The 17,582-nt window shown below is 70.0% G+C and carries 8 protein-coding genes and 1 pseudogene; 1 reads left to right on the forward strand and 8 read right to left on the reverse strand.

The genetic code is table 11. The features are described from left to right. The 5 genes and pseudogenes from HMPREF0043_RS02450 to HMPREF0043_RS02470 all read right to left on the reverse strand — a co-directional run. A pseudogene (locus HMPREF0043_RS02450) lies at positions 1-1,139 on the reverse strand (hypothetical protein); the annotation flags it as partial. Positions 1,140-1,219: 80 nt separating this feature from the next. Next, positions 1,220-3,613: a DUF3488 and transglutaminase-like domain-containing protein gene (locus HMPREF0043_RS02455; protein ID WP_021601250.1), complete on the reverse strand. Its 2,394-nt coding sequence runs from the start codon at positions 3,611-3,613 to the stop codon at positions 1,220-1,222. After that, on the reverse strand, positions 3,614-4,867 hold the full coding sequence (locus HMPREF0043_RS02460; protein WP_021601251.1) for a DUF58 domain-containing protein: 1,254 nt from the start codon (positions 4,865-4,867) through the stop codon (positions 3,614-3,616). It lies immediately after the preceding gene. Positions 4,868-4,949: 82 nt separating this feature from the next. After that, entirely contained in the window at positions 4,950-5,927 is a 978-nt protein-coding gene (locus HMPREF0043_RS02465) for an AAA family ATPase (RefSeq protein WP_040317684.1), read from the reverse strand. A gap of 150 nt (positions 5,928-6,077) precedes the next feature. Continuing rightward, a complete protein-coding gene (locus tag HMPREF0043_RS02470) occupies positions 6,078-11,876 on the reverse strand; it encodes an Ig-like domain-containing protein (RefSeq protein ID WP_051317400.1) in 5,799 nt (1,932 codons plus the stop codon). A 282-nt stretch (positions 11,877-12,158) separates the two neighbouring features. Between HMPREF0043_RS02470 and HMPREF0043_RS10085 the strand changes: the two genes are divergently transcribed. Next, positions 12,159-14,015: a hypothetical protein gene (locus HMPREF0043_RS10085; RefSeq protein ID WP_021601255.1), complete on the forward strand. Its 1,857-nt coding sequence runs from the start codon at positions 12,159-12,161 to the stop codon at positions 14,013-14,015. 124 nt (positions 14,016-14,139) lie between these two features. On the opposite strand, the gene tgt is transcribed toward HMPREF0043_RS10085, so the two are convergent. From tgt to HMPREF0043_RS02490, 3 genes are all read right to left on the reverse strand, one after another. Continuing rightward, positions 14,140-15,399 carry a tRNA guanosine(34) transglycosylase Tgt gene (gene tgt / locus HMPREF0043_RS02480; RefSeq protein WP_021601257.1) on the reverse strand — a complete coding sequence of 420 codons (1,260 nt, stop codon included), beginning with the start codon at positions 15,397-15,399 and terminating at the stop codon, positions 14,140-14,142. Continuing rightward, on the reverse strand, positions 15,396-16,205 hold the full coding sequence (locus HMPREF0043_RS02485; protein ID WP_232205995.1) for a queuosine precursor transporter: 810 nt from the start codon (positions 16,203-16,205) through the stop codon (positions 15,396-15,398). Before HMPREF0043_RS02485 ends, tgt begins: the two co-directional genes overlap by 4 nt. Positions 16,206-16,481: 276 nt before the next feature. After that, a complete protein-coding gene (locus HMPREF0043_RS02490) occupies positions 16,482-17,495 on the reverse strand; it encodes a DUF4261 domain-containing protein (protein ID WP_021601259.1) in 1,014 nt (337 codons plus the stop codon). Positions 17,496-17,582: the final 87 nt, after the last annotated feature.

Genomic DNA, 17,582 nt, shown 5'->3' on the forward strand with positions numbered 1-17,582 from the left:
GGGGCCGGAGAGCCGTAGGGCGGGGCGAAGCCGCGGGGCTCCCGGGGGGCGCCCGCCTCCCGGTCGGCGCGGAGCTCTCGGGCGCTGCGGGATCCCCGGATCGACTGTTCCCGACGCCACTGGCGAGGAGAGGGGAAGGGGCTGCCGGGCTGGGAGGGGCCGTCGTGGCCGGACGGGAGGCGGTCGCCGCGCTCGGAGGAGCCGCCGGGCTCCGGGGGCGAGGCGGGCTCGGGAGCCGGCGCGGAAGGCTGGGGCGGGGCGAAGGATCGGGACGGGTCCGGTGAGCGACCGGGCGTCGGGAAGGCCGCGGTGGGCTGCTGGGAGTCCTCCGCGCCGCCTGAGAGGCTGAGATTGCGGCCCCACGCCCCGGTGGACCGGCGTTCGCCGCGGCCGTCCGCGCGCGCGGAGCGCCCGGGCCCCGGCCAGGCCTCCTCGGCCTCGCGAGAAGCCTCGGCTTCGCCGGATCCGCCTTCGCCGCGGGCGACGCGGCCGGCGGGCTCGAATCCGCCGGTCATGCTCGCTCCGATCCGGTCCGCCTCGCTCTGCACGGCATCCTCGTCGGCCGCGTCGGCGACCTCGGAGGGACGCGGTGCGAACGCCGAGTCGGCGACTGCGGGCTCGGCGTCCTCGGGCGCCGGCCCGGCCTCCTCCAGGTCGTCCTCGTCGTCCCATTCCTCGGACTCCTCCTCGATGGGACGGTGCGCGTCGACGTAGATGATCCCCGTCAGCCGGTCGAACCAGGTCCGACCCAGCTCGTCGGTGGTGTACTTGAGGATGAGGAGCAGGCCGCCGACCAGGGTGAACAGGCCGACGAAGCCCTCCACGGCGTACTTCTTGACGGCGGCCCACTCGGCCGGGCCGCCGTCCTCGACGAGGACGGCCTTGACCCCGAAGGAATTCAGCCCCGGCAGGGTCCCGGTCCGGTAGGCGGCGAGGCAGTTGAACGCACAGAACAGCAGGAGGATCGCGACTGCGACGACGTAGGGGGCGAGCGCCTGGCCGGGAGAGGCGAAACCGGCATCGGCGATGGGCAGGAGGGAGGCTGCGATCTCGGCGACGACCACCAGCATGCCGTATGCGCGCGCGAGATTGCGCCGGCCTGCGCTGGCTTGATGAAAGTACACAGGTTGGCTAGTCATGACCTACCTCGACAATGTCGTTCTTCCCTTTGGGAGGATATACCTTACCCACCGTCAGGTGCCCGCTGTGCGCCTGGGCATCACTCGCCAGCCCTCCTTCCGCGCCACGCACGCCAGGCGTTCCGTCTGGCGAACGAACGCAGCGAGAACCGCGAACGGCGGGGGCTGACCTGGCGGATGGCGGTCTTCGCCTCGTCCGCGCTCGCCCACGCCTCGTCCAGCCGCACCTGGTCGATGTCCCTCCCGGAGAAGACGGTGAAGTCGGCGATGGACGCCGTCCGCGAGATCGGAGCGACGTCGGCGGCTTCCTGGCGCAAGGCCACCGCACCCGCCAGAGCCTTCGCCTGCTCGCTCCTGGTCCTGCGGGGGTCGACGGCGATCCTGCCGTCACGCGCCACGTCGAGCACGTCCTCCCACGCGCCCGCCGCGCGGACGTCCGGGCGGCCGCGAAGCCGCCGTCTGCGCGAGCGCAGCGCCTTCAGGCCGAGGATCGTCGCGAAGGGCAGAATGAACAGGAGAACCCCCGAGACGCCGTACAGCGCGTACCTGACCCACGCGGCCGTGCCCGACCGCGCGTCGGGGGCCTTCTTCGGATCGTCGGCGGACAGCGGCGGCAGCTCGATCGGCTTGTCCGGAGGCTCCGGCGGTTGGACGACCTGGGGGCGCGGATTGGGCTTCGGCTTGGGGATCTGGGTGGTCAGCCGCTGGTCCCTGGGCGGAGTCGGGTCGAAGGCGACCCATCCCGCGCCGTCGAAGTTGATCTCCACCCACACGTGGGCGTCGCGCCCCTTGATGGTCTGGGTGCCCTTCTTGGAGTAGGACTCGGGGTAGAAGCCCATGACGACGCGGGCCGGCATCCCCTGCGAGCGGGCCATGAGGGCCATGGCCACGGCGTACTGCTCGTCGTCTCCCTGCATGTACTCCGATTCCAGGAGGCTCTGGATGCGCTGGTTGCGATGCCCGGGACGCGACGGCGAGCCCTCCTTGCCGTCGGCGTAGTAGCCCTTCGTCTTCAGATGGTTCTCCAAGGCCCGAGCCTGCTTGATCGGGCTCGTCTCGCCGGTGATGATCTCCTGGGCCTTGGCCTGGACGGCGACGGGGACGTTCGTGTTGTCCTGCATGTCCACCACGCCGAAGGGGCGCCCCTCCAACTGCTTGTCGGAGTACCGCCGGTAGGTGACGGTCGTCGTGGTGTACTCGTCGCCGCTGCCGACGGGGGTGACGGTCAGGGCCGTCTCCTGGGTGGGCGAGTAGTAGAGGGACTCGCGCAGATCGCCGGCGCGCTTGCCGGTGAAGTCGACGCGGCGCAGCTCCCCCGACCCGGGAAGCCACACGCCGCTGTAATCGCCGATCTTCACCTCGAGGGTCTGAGTGCCCGTCCCCTTGGCCGGCTGCCTGTCGGTCACCTTCGGCCCGACCCTCCTGAAGCCCTGGGTCGCCGGGTTCGTCACGTTGTAGACGATGCCGTCGTACACGTCGAGAGTGGCCAGGCGGACCCGCCCTTTGTCCGGCAGGCCCTTGACCGTCATCAGCGTCTCGTCCTCGCGCTGGTCGATGAAGGAGCGGAACTGGGTCAGCGGCGAGGGATACTCGCGAAGGTCCAGCGGCGGGACGACGTCCTGCCGGATCGCATACCGCGCCCGCGAATCGGTCAGGAGCGGGGCGGTCACGAAGGCGACGACGGCCCCCGCCGCGACCAGCGCGACGGCTCCGTTGCGGCGCCGCCGCGCGGCCATCGCGCCCAACGTCTGGGCGCGGCCCGTCCGGACGACGCGCCGCCGCTCGACCGTGCGCGACCACCACGCCAGGCCCGTCATGCCGATGAAGACGCCGATCCACCGGGCCAGGGGCGCGTGCTGGGAGCCGAAGAGGATCCCCGAGACGAGGACGCCGGCCACCGGCAGCATCGCCCACTCCCCCCGTCGCGTCCGCAGGACGACGGACCCGGCCACCAGTCCGGCGACCGTGCACACGAGATACGGCAGGACGGTCGGCCCCAGGAAAGCGCTCGCGGGCGGCGTGAGGGTCAGCAGGTCCTTCCAGCCCTTGAAGGACTGGACCATGAGCATCTGAAACGTCCGGGCGGTCGGCAGGACGCCGCCCGTCGCCGTCTCCCTGAGCGCTATGAGGCCGCCGAAGGCGAGGTAGCCGAGCATCCCCAGGACGGCCGTCAGCCACGGCGTCAGGCGCAGCCACACCCCCAGCGCGGCGATGCCCAAGCCCAGGAGCACCCCTCCGGCGCCCGCGACGTAGCCCTGCATGTCCCCGAACACGGGACCCCACGTCGCCGAGGCGGCCAGCAAGAGGGCCGCGACGACGGCCAAGTCAGCCATCCGGGCGTCGGCGAACGCCGACCTGCGCGGATCCGGCGGGCCGCCGGGAGCCTGCGCCTCGACCTGCGAGGAGAGCGTCTGCCTCTTCAGCGGCGGCACTGTGCGCCGCGACCTCGTGACCGAACGCAGCAGAGGGGACATTCAGCTCACCGCCTTCCGCAGCGCGAGGGGAAGCGAATCCAGGGACGGGATCGTCACGATCGGGAAGCCGCCCACGAGCGCCCGCGACACCCTCTCCGCCTCGTGGATGCGCAGAGCGAACGACCGAGCGTTGACCGGCAGGGCGGCGTGGGCCCGGTGGAGCTCGGAGGCTTCGGGACGCGAGCCCGTCACCACCGCGACCACCGACGCCTGGGGCTCGCGGTCCGTGGCGATCCTGGCCAGGTCGCCCAGCCGTTCCACGCCGGCCTTCGGCTCGATCTTCGTCAGCCCGTCGAGGAAGGCGTTGGGCGAGGACGTCGGGACGGGGCCGAGCTGGCTGGTGAAGCTCAGGTCGCGGCGCTCGCGGATGACGGCCGCCCCTATCGAGGCCGCCACGCTCACCCCCAGCTCGTATTCGCGGTAGTTGTGCCAGGAGCGGGCGTCGTCGTCGAAGACGATGAGCAGATGCGCCCGCCGCGACTCCTCGAACTGGCGGACCATGAGCCGGCCGGTGCGGGCCGTGGTCCTCCAGTGGACGTTGCGGCGGTCGTCGCCGGGCAGGTACTCGCGCAGCGCGTGGAAGGCGACGTCGCTGGAGGACAGGTCGTGGGTGGTGGCCCCCTCGATGTCGCGGATGAACCCGATCGCGTTCGAGGCGACGTTGACGGTCCTGGGGTGGACGTACAGCTCCTGGGCCTCGACCCAGTTCTGCTCCCTGCGCAGCAGGCCGAGGCCGTCGCCGCGCACGGACCGGACGGGCCCGATGGTGATGATGCCGCGGCGCCGGGTCGGCACGGTGAAGATCTCGGTGAATTCGGACCGGCCCGTCAGGATGGGCACGGCGAACTGGGCGAGGGCGGCCCCGACCGGCACCTCGATGACCGAGGACGCGCAGGGCCGGTTCGACGTGTTGACCACGGACAGCTCGCCGACCGCGGACTCCTCGACGACCACGCGCTGGCCGGCCAGCTTCAGTTTGACCACGTAGCGCACCATCCCGATCGTCCAGATGATCGCGACGATCCACACGAACGTCAAGAGGATGGCCAGCCCGGTGACCTCCAACCACTGCCACCGGAGCCCGACGTACCAGGACCCGACCGCCAGGAGGAGGACCATCCACCCGAAGACGGTGATGATGCGCAGGGCCTTCACCGCCGGGCCCACCACGGGCAGGCCTTCGAGCCGGTCGGCCGTCCTGACGCGGGTCCGCCTCGTCCAGGCGGCGGCCTTCTTCCAGGCGGAGGCCGCCATCCCGCTCTTCGGGCGGTCGGGGGCTTTCCTCGCAGCGGGTCTCTTCGGGTACGGGGAGGGCATCGTCACTCGCCGGGCCGTGTCACTTGCGGAAAATGGGCGCCGAGACCTCTTCCAGGGCCCGTATGACGACCGCTTCGCGGGTGGCCCCGCCGAATTCGGCGTCGGGGTCCAGGACGATGCGGTGCGCCCACACGGGCAGGGCGAGGGTCTTGACGTCGTCGGGCAGCATGTAGTGGCGGCCTCTGGACAGCGCCCACACGCGGGCGGCGCGGACCATCGCGATGGCGCCGCGGGTCGAGACGCCGATCCGCACGTCCTTCGAGGAGCGCGTGGACTCGACGAGGTCCTGGACGTAGCCGAGCACCGACTCGTCGGCGTAGGTGAAGGAGGCCATCTCGGTCATCTCCTCGACGGCGGATGTCGAGATGACGGCGGGCAGGGTCTTGGACCGGTCGGGGGTGGCCGAGCCCTTGAGGATCTCGATGCCGGCGGCGCTCTCGGGGTAGCCGATCGAGGACTTGATGAGGAAGCGGTCGAGTTGGGCCTCCGGCAGGGCGTAGGTCCCCGCCTGCTCGATCGGGTTCTGGGTGGCGATGACCATGAAGGGCCGGCCGGCCTCGTGGGTGACGCCGTCCACGGTGACCCGCGACTCCTCCATGACCTCCAGGAGGGCGGACTGGGTCTTGGGCGAGGCCCGGTTGATCTCGTCGGCCAGGACGATGGAGGCGAAGATCGGGCCCTTGTGGAAGTTCCACTCGCCGGTCTTCTGGTCGTAGATCGTCACGCCGGTGATGTCGGAGGGAAGCAGGTCGGGCGTGAACTGGATGCGCGAATGGGTGCCCTGGACCGTGGCCGCGATGGCCCTGGCGAGCGCCGTCTTGCCCGTGCCGGGCGCGTCCTCCAGGAGCAGGTGGCCCCCGGCGAACATGCACGTGAGCGCGAGCCGCACGACGTCCTCCTTGCCGAGGACGGCCTTGCCGACGTTGGCGGCGATCCGGGTGAAGGACCCCTCGAACCACCGGGCGTTCTCCTCGGTCACCTGTTCTGATCGTGACATTTCCTCTTCCTTAAAGATAAGCGTGATTTATCTCAGTTGGCGGCCCGGTCGGCCCCTGGCCGCTTCGCCCTCTCCGGTCCCGCCGATGCGCCGAGCGCCTCTCGCCGGCGGGTTTCGCCCGGCCGGGCGTCGGGCGCCCGGCCGGGCCGGCTATCCTCCGGGATTGCCGTCGCACTCCCAGACCTTGTAGAGCTCGCTGGCCGGCGTCCCCGGCTGCGCGACCGCCGGGTTGCCGTTGGGGTAGCCCACTTTGAGGAGTTCGTCGGGGCGGTTGCCGCTGGAGTCCATCTTGTACGTGCCCTTGTACTGGGTGGATCCCTTGGGGCGGCACGTCACCTCCTGGTTCGGGGCGTAGCCCTCGAACCTGACGTTGATGCCGTTGCCGGAGCCTATGGGCTTGCAGTCCCCGACCGTGCACGGGTAGGAGGTGCCCGTGAGGGTGAAGAAGTACTTCCTGGGCCCGGCGGGGGTCGCCTTGACCGGCGCCGACGCAGGGCCGGGGTAGCGGGCTCCGTTGGCACTGCCGACCGCACGGAAGACGATCGTGACCTCCTGGCCGTCGGGCAGGCCGCTCAGGTTGCCGACGCTCTGCCAGGACCCGCCGCCGTTCGTGGACATCTCGTAGGAGATCTCGCCCTGGCTCCAGCCGTTGGCGGCCCCTCCGCTCGGCGGGCCGACGGCGAGCTCCCCCGACCGGCCGGTGGCCTTGGCCGAGCCGCCCGACGGCGCCGCGGGCAGGCCGCGGACCTGGACGGACGCCGAGCTGGCGGACGAGGAGCCGGTGGCCGAGTCGTTGACGGCGGTCACGGTGAAGGACACCTGGGAGAACGGCAGGTTCGCGAAGACGTGGCTCGTCTCGTTTCCGGAGACCCTCGCGGCGACGCCGGTGCTCGACGCAACGGTGTAGAACTGGATGGGCCTGCCGTTGCCGTCGGGCTTGGACCAGCTCACCCTCACCGATCCCGACGGCCCGGCCTGCCCTATCGTCGTGTTCTCGGCCTTGACCGTGAAGGATCCGGGCCTGCCGTAGGGGATCACCTGGTTCGAGGACGGCGAGGCGGGGGACGGACCCTGCCGGTTGACGGCCGTGACGGTCGCCGAGTACGCGACCCCGTTGCGGACTCCGTTGCCCTCGTTGAGCGTCAGGCTCGTGCCCGCCACCTTGAAGGAGCCGAGGCCGGCCACGTTGACCATGTAGTGGGTGATGCCCGAGCCGTCGGAGGTCGCCGGGGACCACGAGAAGCCGATCGTCCTGTCGCCGGCCGTCGCGGAAGGCGCTCCCGGCTGGTTAGGCACGATGTCCATCATGACGGGACCGGACGACGCCGGATCGGAGGCCCCCGCCTCGTTGTGGGCGATCACCTCGAAGGTGTGCTCGACGCCGAGCCTGCGCCCGGAGATGACGCACTGGGAGCCCACCGGGCAGTCGGTCGAGTCGCCTTGGGTCAGGTCGCGGACCGTGAACTTGGTGAAGGGCGAGCCGTTGGGCGAGCCGTTCGTCCATTTGACGACCGCGCTGTTCCTGTTGAGGACCTCGGCGGTCACGTTGGAGACCTTGTCCGGGCGGGACCGCACGGCCAGCCTCATCGTGCCGGTCACGGCGCGGCTGGGATCCCCCGAGCCGTCGATGACCTGGAAGCGCACGACGACTTCGCCGTGCGCGTCGGGCGAGGTCGTCACCGTGACAGCGCTGCCGGCGGCGGTGGCGGTCGCGTTGCCGGAGACCACCGTGGGCGCGCCGTGGATGGACAGCGGCTTGTTCGGGAACGGGTTGGTCGCGTGGGCGGCGACGTCGATCTTCGTCGTGCTGCCCGCGTTGACGGTCTGCGTGATCTCGCCGACCTGGACGAGCGGCTTCTTCGTCTTGACGATCTGCACGGGAAGGCTCCCGCTCGTCTCGGCCTGCCCGTCGCTGACGGTCACGCCGATCGACCCGAGGGGGCCGGGAAGCGCGCCCGGGTCGGCCGTCAAGGTCATCACCGAGCCGGAGATCTTCGCGTCCACGCCGTTGACCTTGCTGGTGATCTTGTAGGTGAAGTCGTTCGGGTCGTCCTTGGCGTCGGGGTCGGTCGTCATGGTGGCGAGGTTGACCCGGGCCTTGTCGCCGCCCGCCTCCAGGGAGACCGGTGTGGGGGTGAAGACGGGCGGGCGGTTGCCGGACGCCCGCACTTCGATGGGCAGCGTCAGGGTCCTGACGACGCCGGAGGAGTCGTTGCGGTCCTTGCCGTCCGTGACTTCCAACGTGACGGAGGTCGATCCGGAGAACTCCCGCTTGGCCGTGAAGCTCAGCGTCTTCTCGTCGACGACCAGCGGGCTGTTGTCCCATCCGACGGAGGCCTTGACGTGCTTCGGGTCGGTGATGGACACGGACCTGCCCGGCCGCGTGAGGATGTAGTCGTTGATCGGGATCTTGAACGGCTTGCCGGCGTCGACGACGATCGGCACCTTCTTGAGATCGACGGTCGGCTCGGTCTGGGTGTTGCCGGGCACGCGCACGATCGCCGAGGCCTTCATGCCGTCGGGGTCCTTGACCGTGTACAGGATGATCCGCGGCTTCTGGGACGTCGTGACGGTCAGGGTCTTGTCCGAGTTGACCTTGACGCCCGGATCGTCGGAGGTGACCGTGTCCTCCAGGATGTCGCCGTCCTTGTCGACGTCGTTGCCCAGGACGTTCACCTTGACGGTCTTCTTGCCCAGCGTCCGCTCCCGGTCGACCACGTCGTCCCGCGCGACCGGCGCGAGGCTGGGCGCGTCCTTCTGCACGTTGACCATCAGGAGCCCCTCGGCGGTGCCGCCGCGTCCGTCCTGGATCCGGTAGGTCACTGGGTAGGAGCCCTCCTTGGCGGGGGTGGAGACGACGATCCCCTTGCCCTGCTTGCCTTTGTCGCGCTCCTCGACCTTCAGCTCCGGGGAGGCGCTGGTGGCCGAGCCCTTGACGAGGGAGATCGGGTCGCCGTCGGGGTCGATGTCGTTCTCGGTGACCTGCGCGACGACCTTGCGCCCCGGTTTGACGAGCATCTGGTCCCGGTTGGCCACCGGCGCCTGGTTCTGCGTCGCCTTGGGCGCCACGCCGATGCGCACGCGCGCCGTGGCCGTCTTGCCGTAGGCGTCCCTGACCGTGTAGGTGAAGCTGTCGGTGCCCGGCTTGCTCCCGGTGTAGGAGATCGTCGAGCTGCCGGCCTCCGCCACTCCGAGCTTGGGGGAGTCGCCCAGGCCGGCCAGTTCGACCGAGTCGCCCTCGGTGTCCACCCCGTCGAGCTGCACGGGGATCTTCACGGGCTGGCCGACGATCGCCCGGGCGGTGATGTTCACCGGGTTGGGCGCGGTGTTGGCGTCCTCGTTGACCGGGGTGACGGTGATATTGACCGTCCCCGAGGCCACGTTCCCGAGCGAGTCGCGCACGGTGTAGCTCACCCGGGTGGTGCCCGCCTTCTTGCCCGCCCGGAAGCGCACGAGGTTGTCGGAGACGAAGGGCTGGCCCATCTCGGGGTCGACGCTGTGCTGGAGCTCGGGCAGGACGGTCATGCTCAGCTTGCCCGGCGAGCGGTCGTTGGCCAGCACGTTGACCGACCCGACGTCTCCGGCCCGGACCGTCAACTGGTCCTCGGCGACTTGCGGCGGCGCGTTGGAGTCGGGGGTGTCGACGGGGATGACGAGTATCCGCCCCGTCGCCGAGGCCGTGCCGTTGGACACGGTGTAGTTGAGCGTCGTGGGCCCGCTCAAGCCCGCGGGCGCGGTGAGGCGGACGTGCTCGTGGTTGACGGGCGCGGCGGTGATCTGGCCGCCCGGCGGGGATTCGACCGACTGCAGGGTCAGGACGCCGCCGGCCGGGTCGGAGTCGTTGCCCAGGACGTCGACGAGGGTTTGGCCGCCCTTGGGCAGCAGGGCGATGTCGTTCTCGACGACGGGCGGGTCCTGCTTGTTGGACTCGACCGCGTCGACGCGGATGACCCCCGTGGAGGTCGTCGGCCCGTCGGAGACGAAGTAGCTGAGGTACCGGGTTCCGGGCCGGTCGGCCGAGACCGTCACGCTCCCGAGGTTCGGCGAGGTCTTGACGGCCAGGCCGTCGGGGGCGGGCCCGGTGCCCACCAAGCGCATCTGCCTGCCGTTGGGGTCGAGATCGTTGGCCATCGGGGAGACGGTCGCCGCCTCGCCGACGGGCACCCTGACGTAGTCGGCGTTCGCGCGGGGCGGCAGGTTGACCCCCTCGGCGACGTCGACGGTCATCTTCCCCTCGGCCGACTTGCTGCCGTCCGAGACGGTCAGGGCGACCTCGCGCGTGGCGGGCCCCTGGTTGAGGTCCTTGACCTTGACGCTGCCGGTCTCCTGGAAGGACGCGGTCAGCCCCTTGCTGGGCGTCGCCCCCTTGAGGTAGATGGGGTCGCCGTCTGGGTCGATCCAGTCCCCCAGGAGCTGGAGCGTCGTCTCGCCGGCGGAGGCGAGCTTCGCGCTCGTCTTGATCTGCTGGACCGGGGCCTCGTTGACGTTGAAGGGGTGCACGTCCACGGTGACGCTGCCGGTGGCCTTCCCGCCCCGGCCGTCGTCGGCCTCGTAAGTGAACGTGGTCGTGCCCGACGCCGTCTCGGGGACCTCGATCTGCAGCGCCTGGCCCTTGCGGCTGGGGCGCACGGTCCCGAAGGCGGGCGTGGATGTCGGCTTGACGGTCAGGACGTCGCCGTCCTGGTCGGAGTCGTTGTTGGTGACCGGCAGGCTCGTCGTGCGCCCGGGCCGCACCCCGAACTTGTCGTTCTCCACGGTGGGCGGATGGTTCTCCTGCTGGCGGTCGGGGTCCTTGCGCTGCGTGGTCAGGTCGGTGCTGTCGTCGTGCTCGTCGCTCTCGACCTGGTTGCTGTTGTTGACCTCGTTCCAATCGTTGACCAGGACCATGTCCTTGTCGGGCAGCCAGACGTTGCCGGTGGCGGCGTCGTTGAGCACGATGACCCTGCGGTTGGTCCGGAACTCCGCCGACTTGCTCTCGGCGAGCTTCTCGCTGGCCAGGGATTCGTCGTCCTTGCTCCCCGGGCAGTCCCGCAGGGAGCGGCCCGTTCCCGTCCACGCCGCGTAGGCGCAGCCTTCGTGGAAGACGGGGCGGGCGGGGTTGCCCTGGGCGTTGCGCGCCTGCGGGTTGGCGGGCTTGGCCGTGATGGCGCCGTCGGCCAGGGAGACCTTGTACAGGGTCGTGGCCGAGGCGACCAGCACGTCGTCGGCCGCGGGCCCGGACTGCTGGAGCTGGAGGTTCTTCGTCTCCCCCAGTTCGACGACCTTCCCACCGGGCAGGGCGAGCTTTCCCGACTCGGCGTCGAGCACCACGGAGCGGGAGCCGACCGCGGCGATCTGGAGGTTCTTGGACCCGGCGAACTCCTTGGGCAGGGAGTGCCCCTCCTCGCGGAAGGTCGATCCTTCGACGACCATCGACTTCCATGCCTTGGCCTGGGCGGAGGCGGCGTGCACGGACCCGTCCTTGCCGACCGTCACGACTCCCCCGGCAAATCCCGACATGTCCGGCTTGGCCGACGTGTCGAAGGAGGGAAGGCCCTTGGCGGGGGTCGTCCACAGCTTGCCGCTCTGGATGTCGAGCATCGCGACAGTGCCGCCGCCGAAGGCGACGAGGTCGGCGTCGCCCAGGGACTTGGGCGTGCCCATCGAGACCTTCGCCGGGTCGACCTGGGTGAGGGTTCCCGCCTGCCGGTCGCGCACGAGGACGGTGTCGCCCTCCTGGTAGATGTCGAACTCGTTCGAGTCGGCGCGCACCCCCGCGTCGATCGTCTTGGAGGGGTGGTTCAGATGCCCGACCATGCGCGAGGCCTGATTGGTCACCCACACGCCGCCGTCGTTGAGCGACAGCTCGGCGCGATCGATGCCCTCAGCAGACGTGACGGCAATCACGTATCCGGCCAGGATGGCCGCCGTCGCGCCGATGGACACGAACCGTTGGGTGCGCTTGGACACGCCCTTCCTCAAACGCGATGGGTCTTTACGTTCCCTGCTGCGCAAGCGCGGCAAAGACATCGGGACCTCCTTCGGAATGCGGTGGCGTGTGCGTGAACTCGTGCCCGTCGCCGGGTCATGGGACCCTGCGTTGCAAGAGATCGCGTGAGCATCTCTCCCCGCCCAATATATTGCGCCGGCACCGGCAGTGCCAATGCGAACGGGGACGATCGGGCACGACATCCGTCACGCCGTCGATGAACGGACGTCCGGAACGCAGGCTTTTCGGGAGACAATGAACACATGGCTTTCATGGACTGGGCGGTCGAGGTCGCAGCGGCGCACCCCGAACTCAAGGGCGCTTTCATCAACGCCGACGGCGAATGGCTGGACATCCTCCTGGCCGACGGCCGGACGTTCCGCTTCCGCCCCGCGCAGCTTATGGACGCCTCCAAGCCGGAAGCCGTCCGCCGAGAACTGCTCACCCGGCTCATCTCCATCGGCGTCTCCCGTGCGGAGGCGGCGCCCGGCCCCGACGGGCCTGAGTCGGGAGCGAACGGGCCCGGACCCGGGGCGAGGGAGTCCTCGCCCGGCACGAAGGGGCCCGATCCCCTGATGGACGGATCCGACGCCGAATCCCCCGCCGATCCCGACAGGCCCGGCGCCGACCGGTTCGCAGGCGCTCCGGACGCCGACGGCTCGAACCCGGACGCCCTTCCCCGGGCGAACGCCGCCGCCCGCGGATCGGGCGATTCGGAGCCGACGCAGGGCACGGGCGAGGCCCCCGGGGCCTGGACGAGCGCCTCCCACGGCGACCGTTCTCACGGACGGCCCTCAGGCCCGCCGTCGGGCGGCGGAGAGGACCGCGCAGCCGCCGGCGAGGCCGACCCCTCAGCACCGGGCGCATCCTCGGACGATCCCTCCGCCGCCAACCGCGCCGACACCTCCCATCGCGGCCCCTCCCGGCAGGCCGGGCCCCCGACTCCAGTCGAATCCGATCCCCCCACACCAACCGGGCCTTCCGGTCCAGGCCCCTCCGCATCAGGCACATCCTCCCCGACAGACCCCTTCGACGACGTCGGCTCCCTCGTCGACGGCCTCGACCTCCCCTTCGAGGAGCTCGACTCCTCCGACGAAGCCGAAGCGGCATCGGGCGAACACCTCATGCCGATCGTCAGGAGCGCCGACTACTTCGTGCGATCCCACGACCACGCGCGCGACGACTCGATGGTCTACGTCCCCATGACCCCCTTCATCGGAACGGGCATCGCCGTCGACAGCGCGCACACGATCACCCCCCTGTTCTTCTCGGACCTGGAGAACACAGGGCTTCCCAGCGACATCGTCCCGCTGTTCCAACACGCGCTGACCCGCCTGCGCACCTTCGACACCGTCGACGGCCAGCCGAGCGTCCAGGTCTACCCCCAGCAGATAGGCGGGGCGAACGTCTTCGATTTCACCGGGCCGGCCAACTACCAGAGCTCGTGGTTCATGGACGTGGAGATGGCACTGACGGTCAGCGAATCCCTGAGCAAGGCCAACCGCGATTCGCTGCCGCTCTTCGTCCCCGCCAGCAGGGCCTCCCTGTTCGTCGTCATGGCCGACGACCCGCACTTGCCCGAGCTCTTCACGCGGCTCGCCAAAGACCTCAATCGCCCCGACACGATCTACCCCCTGCCGCACGTCGTCACCCAGGACGGATGGAGCGAGTGGATTCCCATGCCCGACCACCCCGCGGCGAAGGCGCTCGCGAAGATTCGCACGTCGGTCCGCGAGAGGATCTACCGCGCCCAGGCGGAGGCGATGCGCACGTGGCCCGGGGACTTCGGCAGACTCGTCGAGTTCCAGGTCCTTCGCCAGGGCTCTCTGATCGCCTCGCCTCCGATGTCCTCTCTGGCGATCTGGACCTCGGACGCCGGCTACGGTTCCCTCCCCGATACGGACTTCGTCGCCTTCCTCCGCCAGACGTCGGCCGGCGAGCCGTGGGAGGAGAAGGATTGGCGCGGGATGGTCGTTCTGCGCGCCCAGGTCGCGCGCGACGTCTGGCACGAAGGCATCTCGCCGATGACCAACGTGTGGCCGCCACGCTGGTCCGTCCGGGGTTTCCCCGACGACGCCCAGCTCAACGCTCTGCGCGAGGCCTCCGACCGCGAGTTCTGACCGGATTGCGAGCCGCCCGACCCGAGCCGCTTTTCCCAACCTGCCTGACCTGGGCCAGGCCGCAGACCCTCGCGCCCTCACCGTCACCACGCTTCCACGCCACCGCCGCCAGCACCCCGACGGCCTACGCGCGCCCCCAATCGCCGGCGTAGAAGCGTCCGAGGGTCTCGCCCTTGTAGGCCGCGTACTCGCCGGAGAGGATCGAACGCCTGATGCCCTCCACGAGCTGGACGGTGTAGTGCTCGTTGTGGATCGTCGCGAGAGTGGAGGAGAGCATCTCCCTGGCCTTGAAGAGGTGGTGGAGGTAGGCCCGCGTGTAGTTCGAGCACGTGTAGCACGCACAGCCGGGAACGAGGGGGGAGAAGTCGCGCCGGAACTGCGAGCGCGTGACGTTGAACCGTCCGTCGGGCGAGTAGATCGCCGCGTTGCGCGCGACCCGCGAGGGGTTGACGCAGTCGAACGTGTCGGCGCCCGCTTCGACGGCGGCGAAGACGTCGTCGGGCTCGGAGATCCCCAGGAGGTGGCGCGCCCGGTCCTCGGGAAGTTCCTCGCTCACCCATCCGACGATCCTCCCGAGGTTCTCCTTCTCCAGGGCTCCGCCGATCCCGAATCCGTCGAAGCGCCGGCCGCCGGCCTCCATGGCGCCGAGGTCGCGGGCTGCCTTGCGCCGCAGGTCCTCGTACTGTGCGCCTTGGACGACGCCGAAGAGCTGCTGATACGGCCTGTCCGGGCGGGCCTCGGTCAGGCGTCCGTGCTCGGCCAGGCAGCGGGCCGCCCAACGCCGCGTGCGTTCGAGGGCCTGCTCCTGGTAGGCGCGAGAGTCGAGCAGGGTGGTCAGCTCGTCGAAGGCGAAGATGACGTCGGCGCCCAGTTCGTGCTGGATGCCCATCGAGATCTCGGGAGTGAAGCGGTGCCTCGCCCCGTCCAAGTGGGAACGGAACCACACGCCGTCGTCGTCGACGTCGACGAGGCGCTCCTTGGAGGCGCTTCCGGCGCGCCCGGAACCGGAGAACTCGGCGGAGAGGACCTTTTTGAAACCTGAGCCGAGGGAGAGGATCTGGAACCCGCCCGAATCGGTGTACGTGGGGCCGCGCCAGTTCATGAATGCCGCAAGCCCGCCCGCCTCGTCGACGACGTCCGATCCCGGCTGGAGGTAGAGGTGGTAGGCGTTGGCCAGCACGGCCTGGGCTCCCAGTTCGGCCACGGCCTCCGGCGCCACGGCTTTGACGGTGGCCTTCGTGGCGACGGGCACGAAGGCGGGCGTGGCGATGTCTCCGTGGGGGGTGTGGATGGTGCCGGCCCGTCCGAGGGGCCGGCCGGTTCTCCCGCCTACGCCGCCGGCGCCCACCGGCTCTTCGAGTCGGACTCCGAGGGTGAACGTCATCGTCCCTCCCCGCCTTCGGCCCGGCCCAGGCCCCCGGTCGCCTCCGCGCCGACATAGCCGGGCTCACGCCGTTTGACCCATCCGACTACCACGTAGGTCACCGGCAGGAAGAGCGCTTCGACGGCCACTTTGTAGGCGAAGCCTGTGATCATGTAGCCGACGAGCACGCCGCGGGGGATCTCCCCCGCCCAGGCCACGGTGCAGAACACGGCCGAATCCGCGGCCTCGCCGACCACGGTGGAACCGAGCAGGCGGATCCACAACCGCCTCTCGCCGCTGCGCCGTTTGATGCGCACGAGGACGAGGGAGTTCAGCAGCTGGCCCGCGAGGAAGCCGAGCAGGGAAGCCGCGACCATGCGAGGCACCTGGCCGAGCACCGCCTCGTAGGCGGCCTGGTTGCGATACGTGTGGTCGCCGGGGGCGATTTGAATCAGCCAAAACGTCAGCGAGGCGATGATCTGGACGACGAAGCCGGTGAGGATCACGCGCCGGGCGTTGGCGAAGCCGTACACCTCGGAGAGGACGTCGCCGAGGATGTAGGTGAACGGGAAAAGCACGGCTCCGCCGTCGAAGACGAGGTGCCAGCCACTCGTCACGTTGAAGCCGATGAGCTTGGTGGCGCCGATGTTGGACAGGAGGAGGAAGGCGACGAAACAGGCGGCGACGACGTCGAAATGGCCGCGCCCGTCCCTTTCGGTCCGCCCAGTCCCCGTCCCGGGGCTTCCGGACTGCTCGGTGGCCGTTCCAGTCCCCCCAGCCCATCCTGCCTCTGGGACGCTCGGTGTGTTCGTGTCGTGGCGGCTCACGGGGCTCCTCTTGCGTTCGAGAGCTGGCATACGCGCCGGAGGGCGCGCCTGGTCTTCGCCCCGCGCTGCCACCACGGAGACCGGCACTGCGATGCCGGGGCAGCCGATCGCTCGACGGCCCTCGAAGAGTCTAGCCCAGTCCCGCCGGCCGTCCCGAGCCGACGATTCCGAACCCGGCTATCCCGAGCCAAGCGTCTCGGGCCGCCCCACCCCGCCTTCAGCGGCCCGCATCAGAACACACCCCGCCCTTCAGCGATCCCACGCCCCGGGCCCGCGTCAGAACCCGATCCGCAGCACCGGCGTATCGTCGGCGGGGCTCACCGCCTGGGTGACGGGCAGTTCCTCGCCGTCGCGGTATCCGACGCTGTGACCGGGCATGAGGTGGGCGTCCGAGCCGATCAGATAGTCGGCGACATTGGCGAGCATCGCGTAGACGTCCTCTTCGGACTGCGTCGATTCGACCACTTCCAGGTCGAGGTGGCCGAACAAGGGGAGGCCGAGCGTGCGCCCGGACGTCAGATCCGGCCGGTAGGTGCGGATATTGACCCACAAGGGCAACGGCGCCTGGCCCTTGGAGAGCAGGTCGGCCAGCTCGATCACCATCTCGGGAGGCTGGACGACTCCCAGCTCCGGCCGCAGGATCCCGATCGCGGCGCTCTCGCGCATGAGCGCGTCGGCCAGCTCGGTGAAGACGATGTGCGAGGCGAGCGCCCTCTTCCTGCGGCGCACGGCTTCGGGTGCGTCGGCGCCCTCGGCCGGATCGAGATCCTTCGCCAAGTCGTCGAGATCCCCCGCCGGATCGGCGTCGCGGCCTCCGCCATCCTCTGGGCTCCCTCCCGATCCGCCGCCGTCCGGGGAACGGCTCTCCGATGCTCCGGGCTCGCCCGCGACGCCTCCGCCCAGCCCGTCGGCGCTCCCTTCGCCGACGCCGCCGACCGAGTGCGCCACGTCGCTGTTCGCTCTCGGCAAGACGCTGCGATCCAGCGGGGCGTAACAGGTGATCGCCACGTGGAATGCGTGGTCGGGCAGATCTCCGCGCTCAGGCTGCAGGGCGGCGGGAACCGGGGTGACGAGTACGAGAACGCCTTCGAGGACGAAGCGCAGGATGTCTCCGCCTCCGGCGCCATTCCCTTCGATGGGCATCTTTTCCCATACGAGGTCGATGTCTTCGTTCCACAGTTCGCGGATTCTCGCCACGGCGGCTTCGACGTCGATCGGCGCGGAGTAGAGGGCCGCCGCGGAGAGGAATTCCGGCGCTTCGGGGTGGATGAGGGAAAGGCTCTGAGTCATCGCTGGCCTCCTGCTCAACGGCTCGTCTCCAAACAAAAGGCTGGGTGGTGCGAGTCGACAGCAGCGTACTCGCACCACCCAGCTATT

This window comes from Actinobaculum sp. oral taxon 183 str. F0552, from assembly GCF_000466165.1.
Taxonomy (GTDB): domain Bacteria; phylum Actinomycetota; class Actinomycetes; order Actinomycetales; family Actinomycetaceae; genus Peptidiphaga.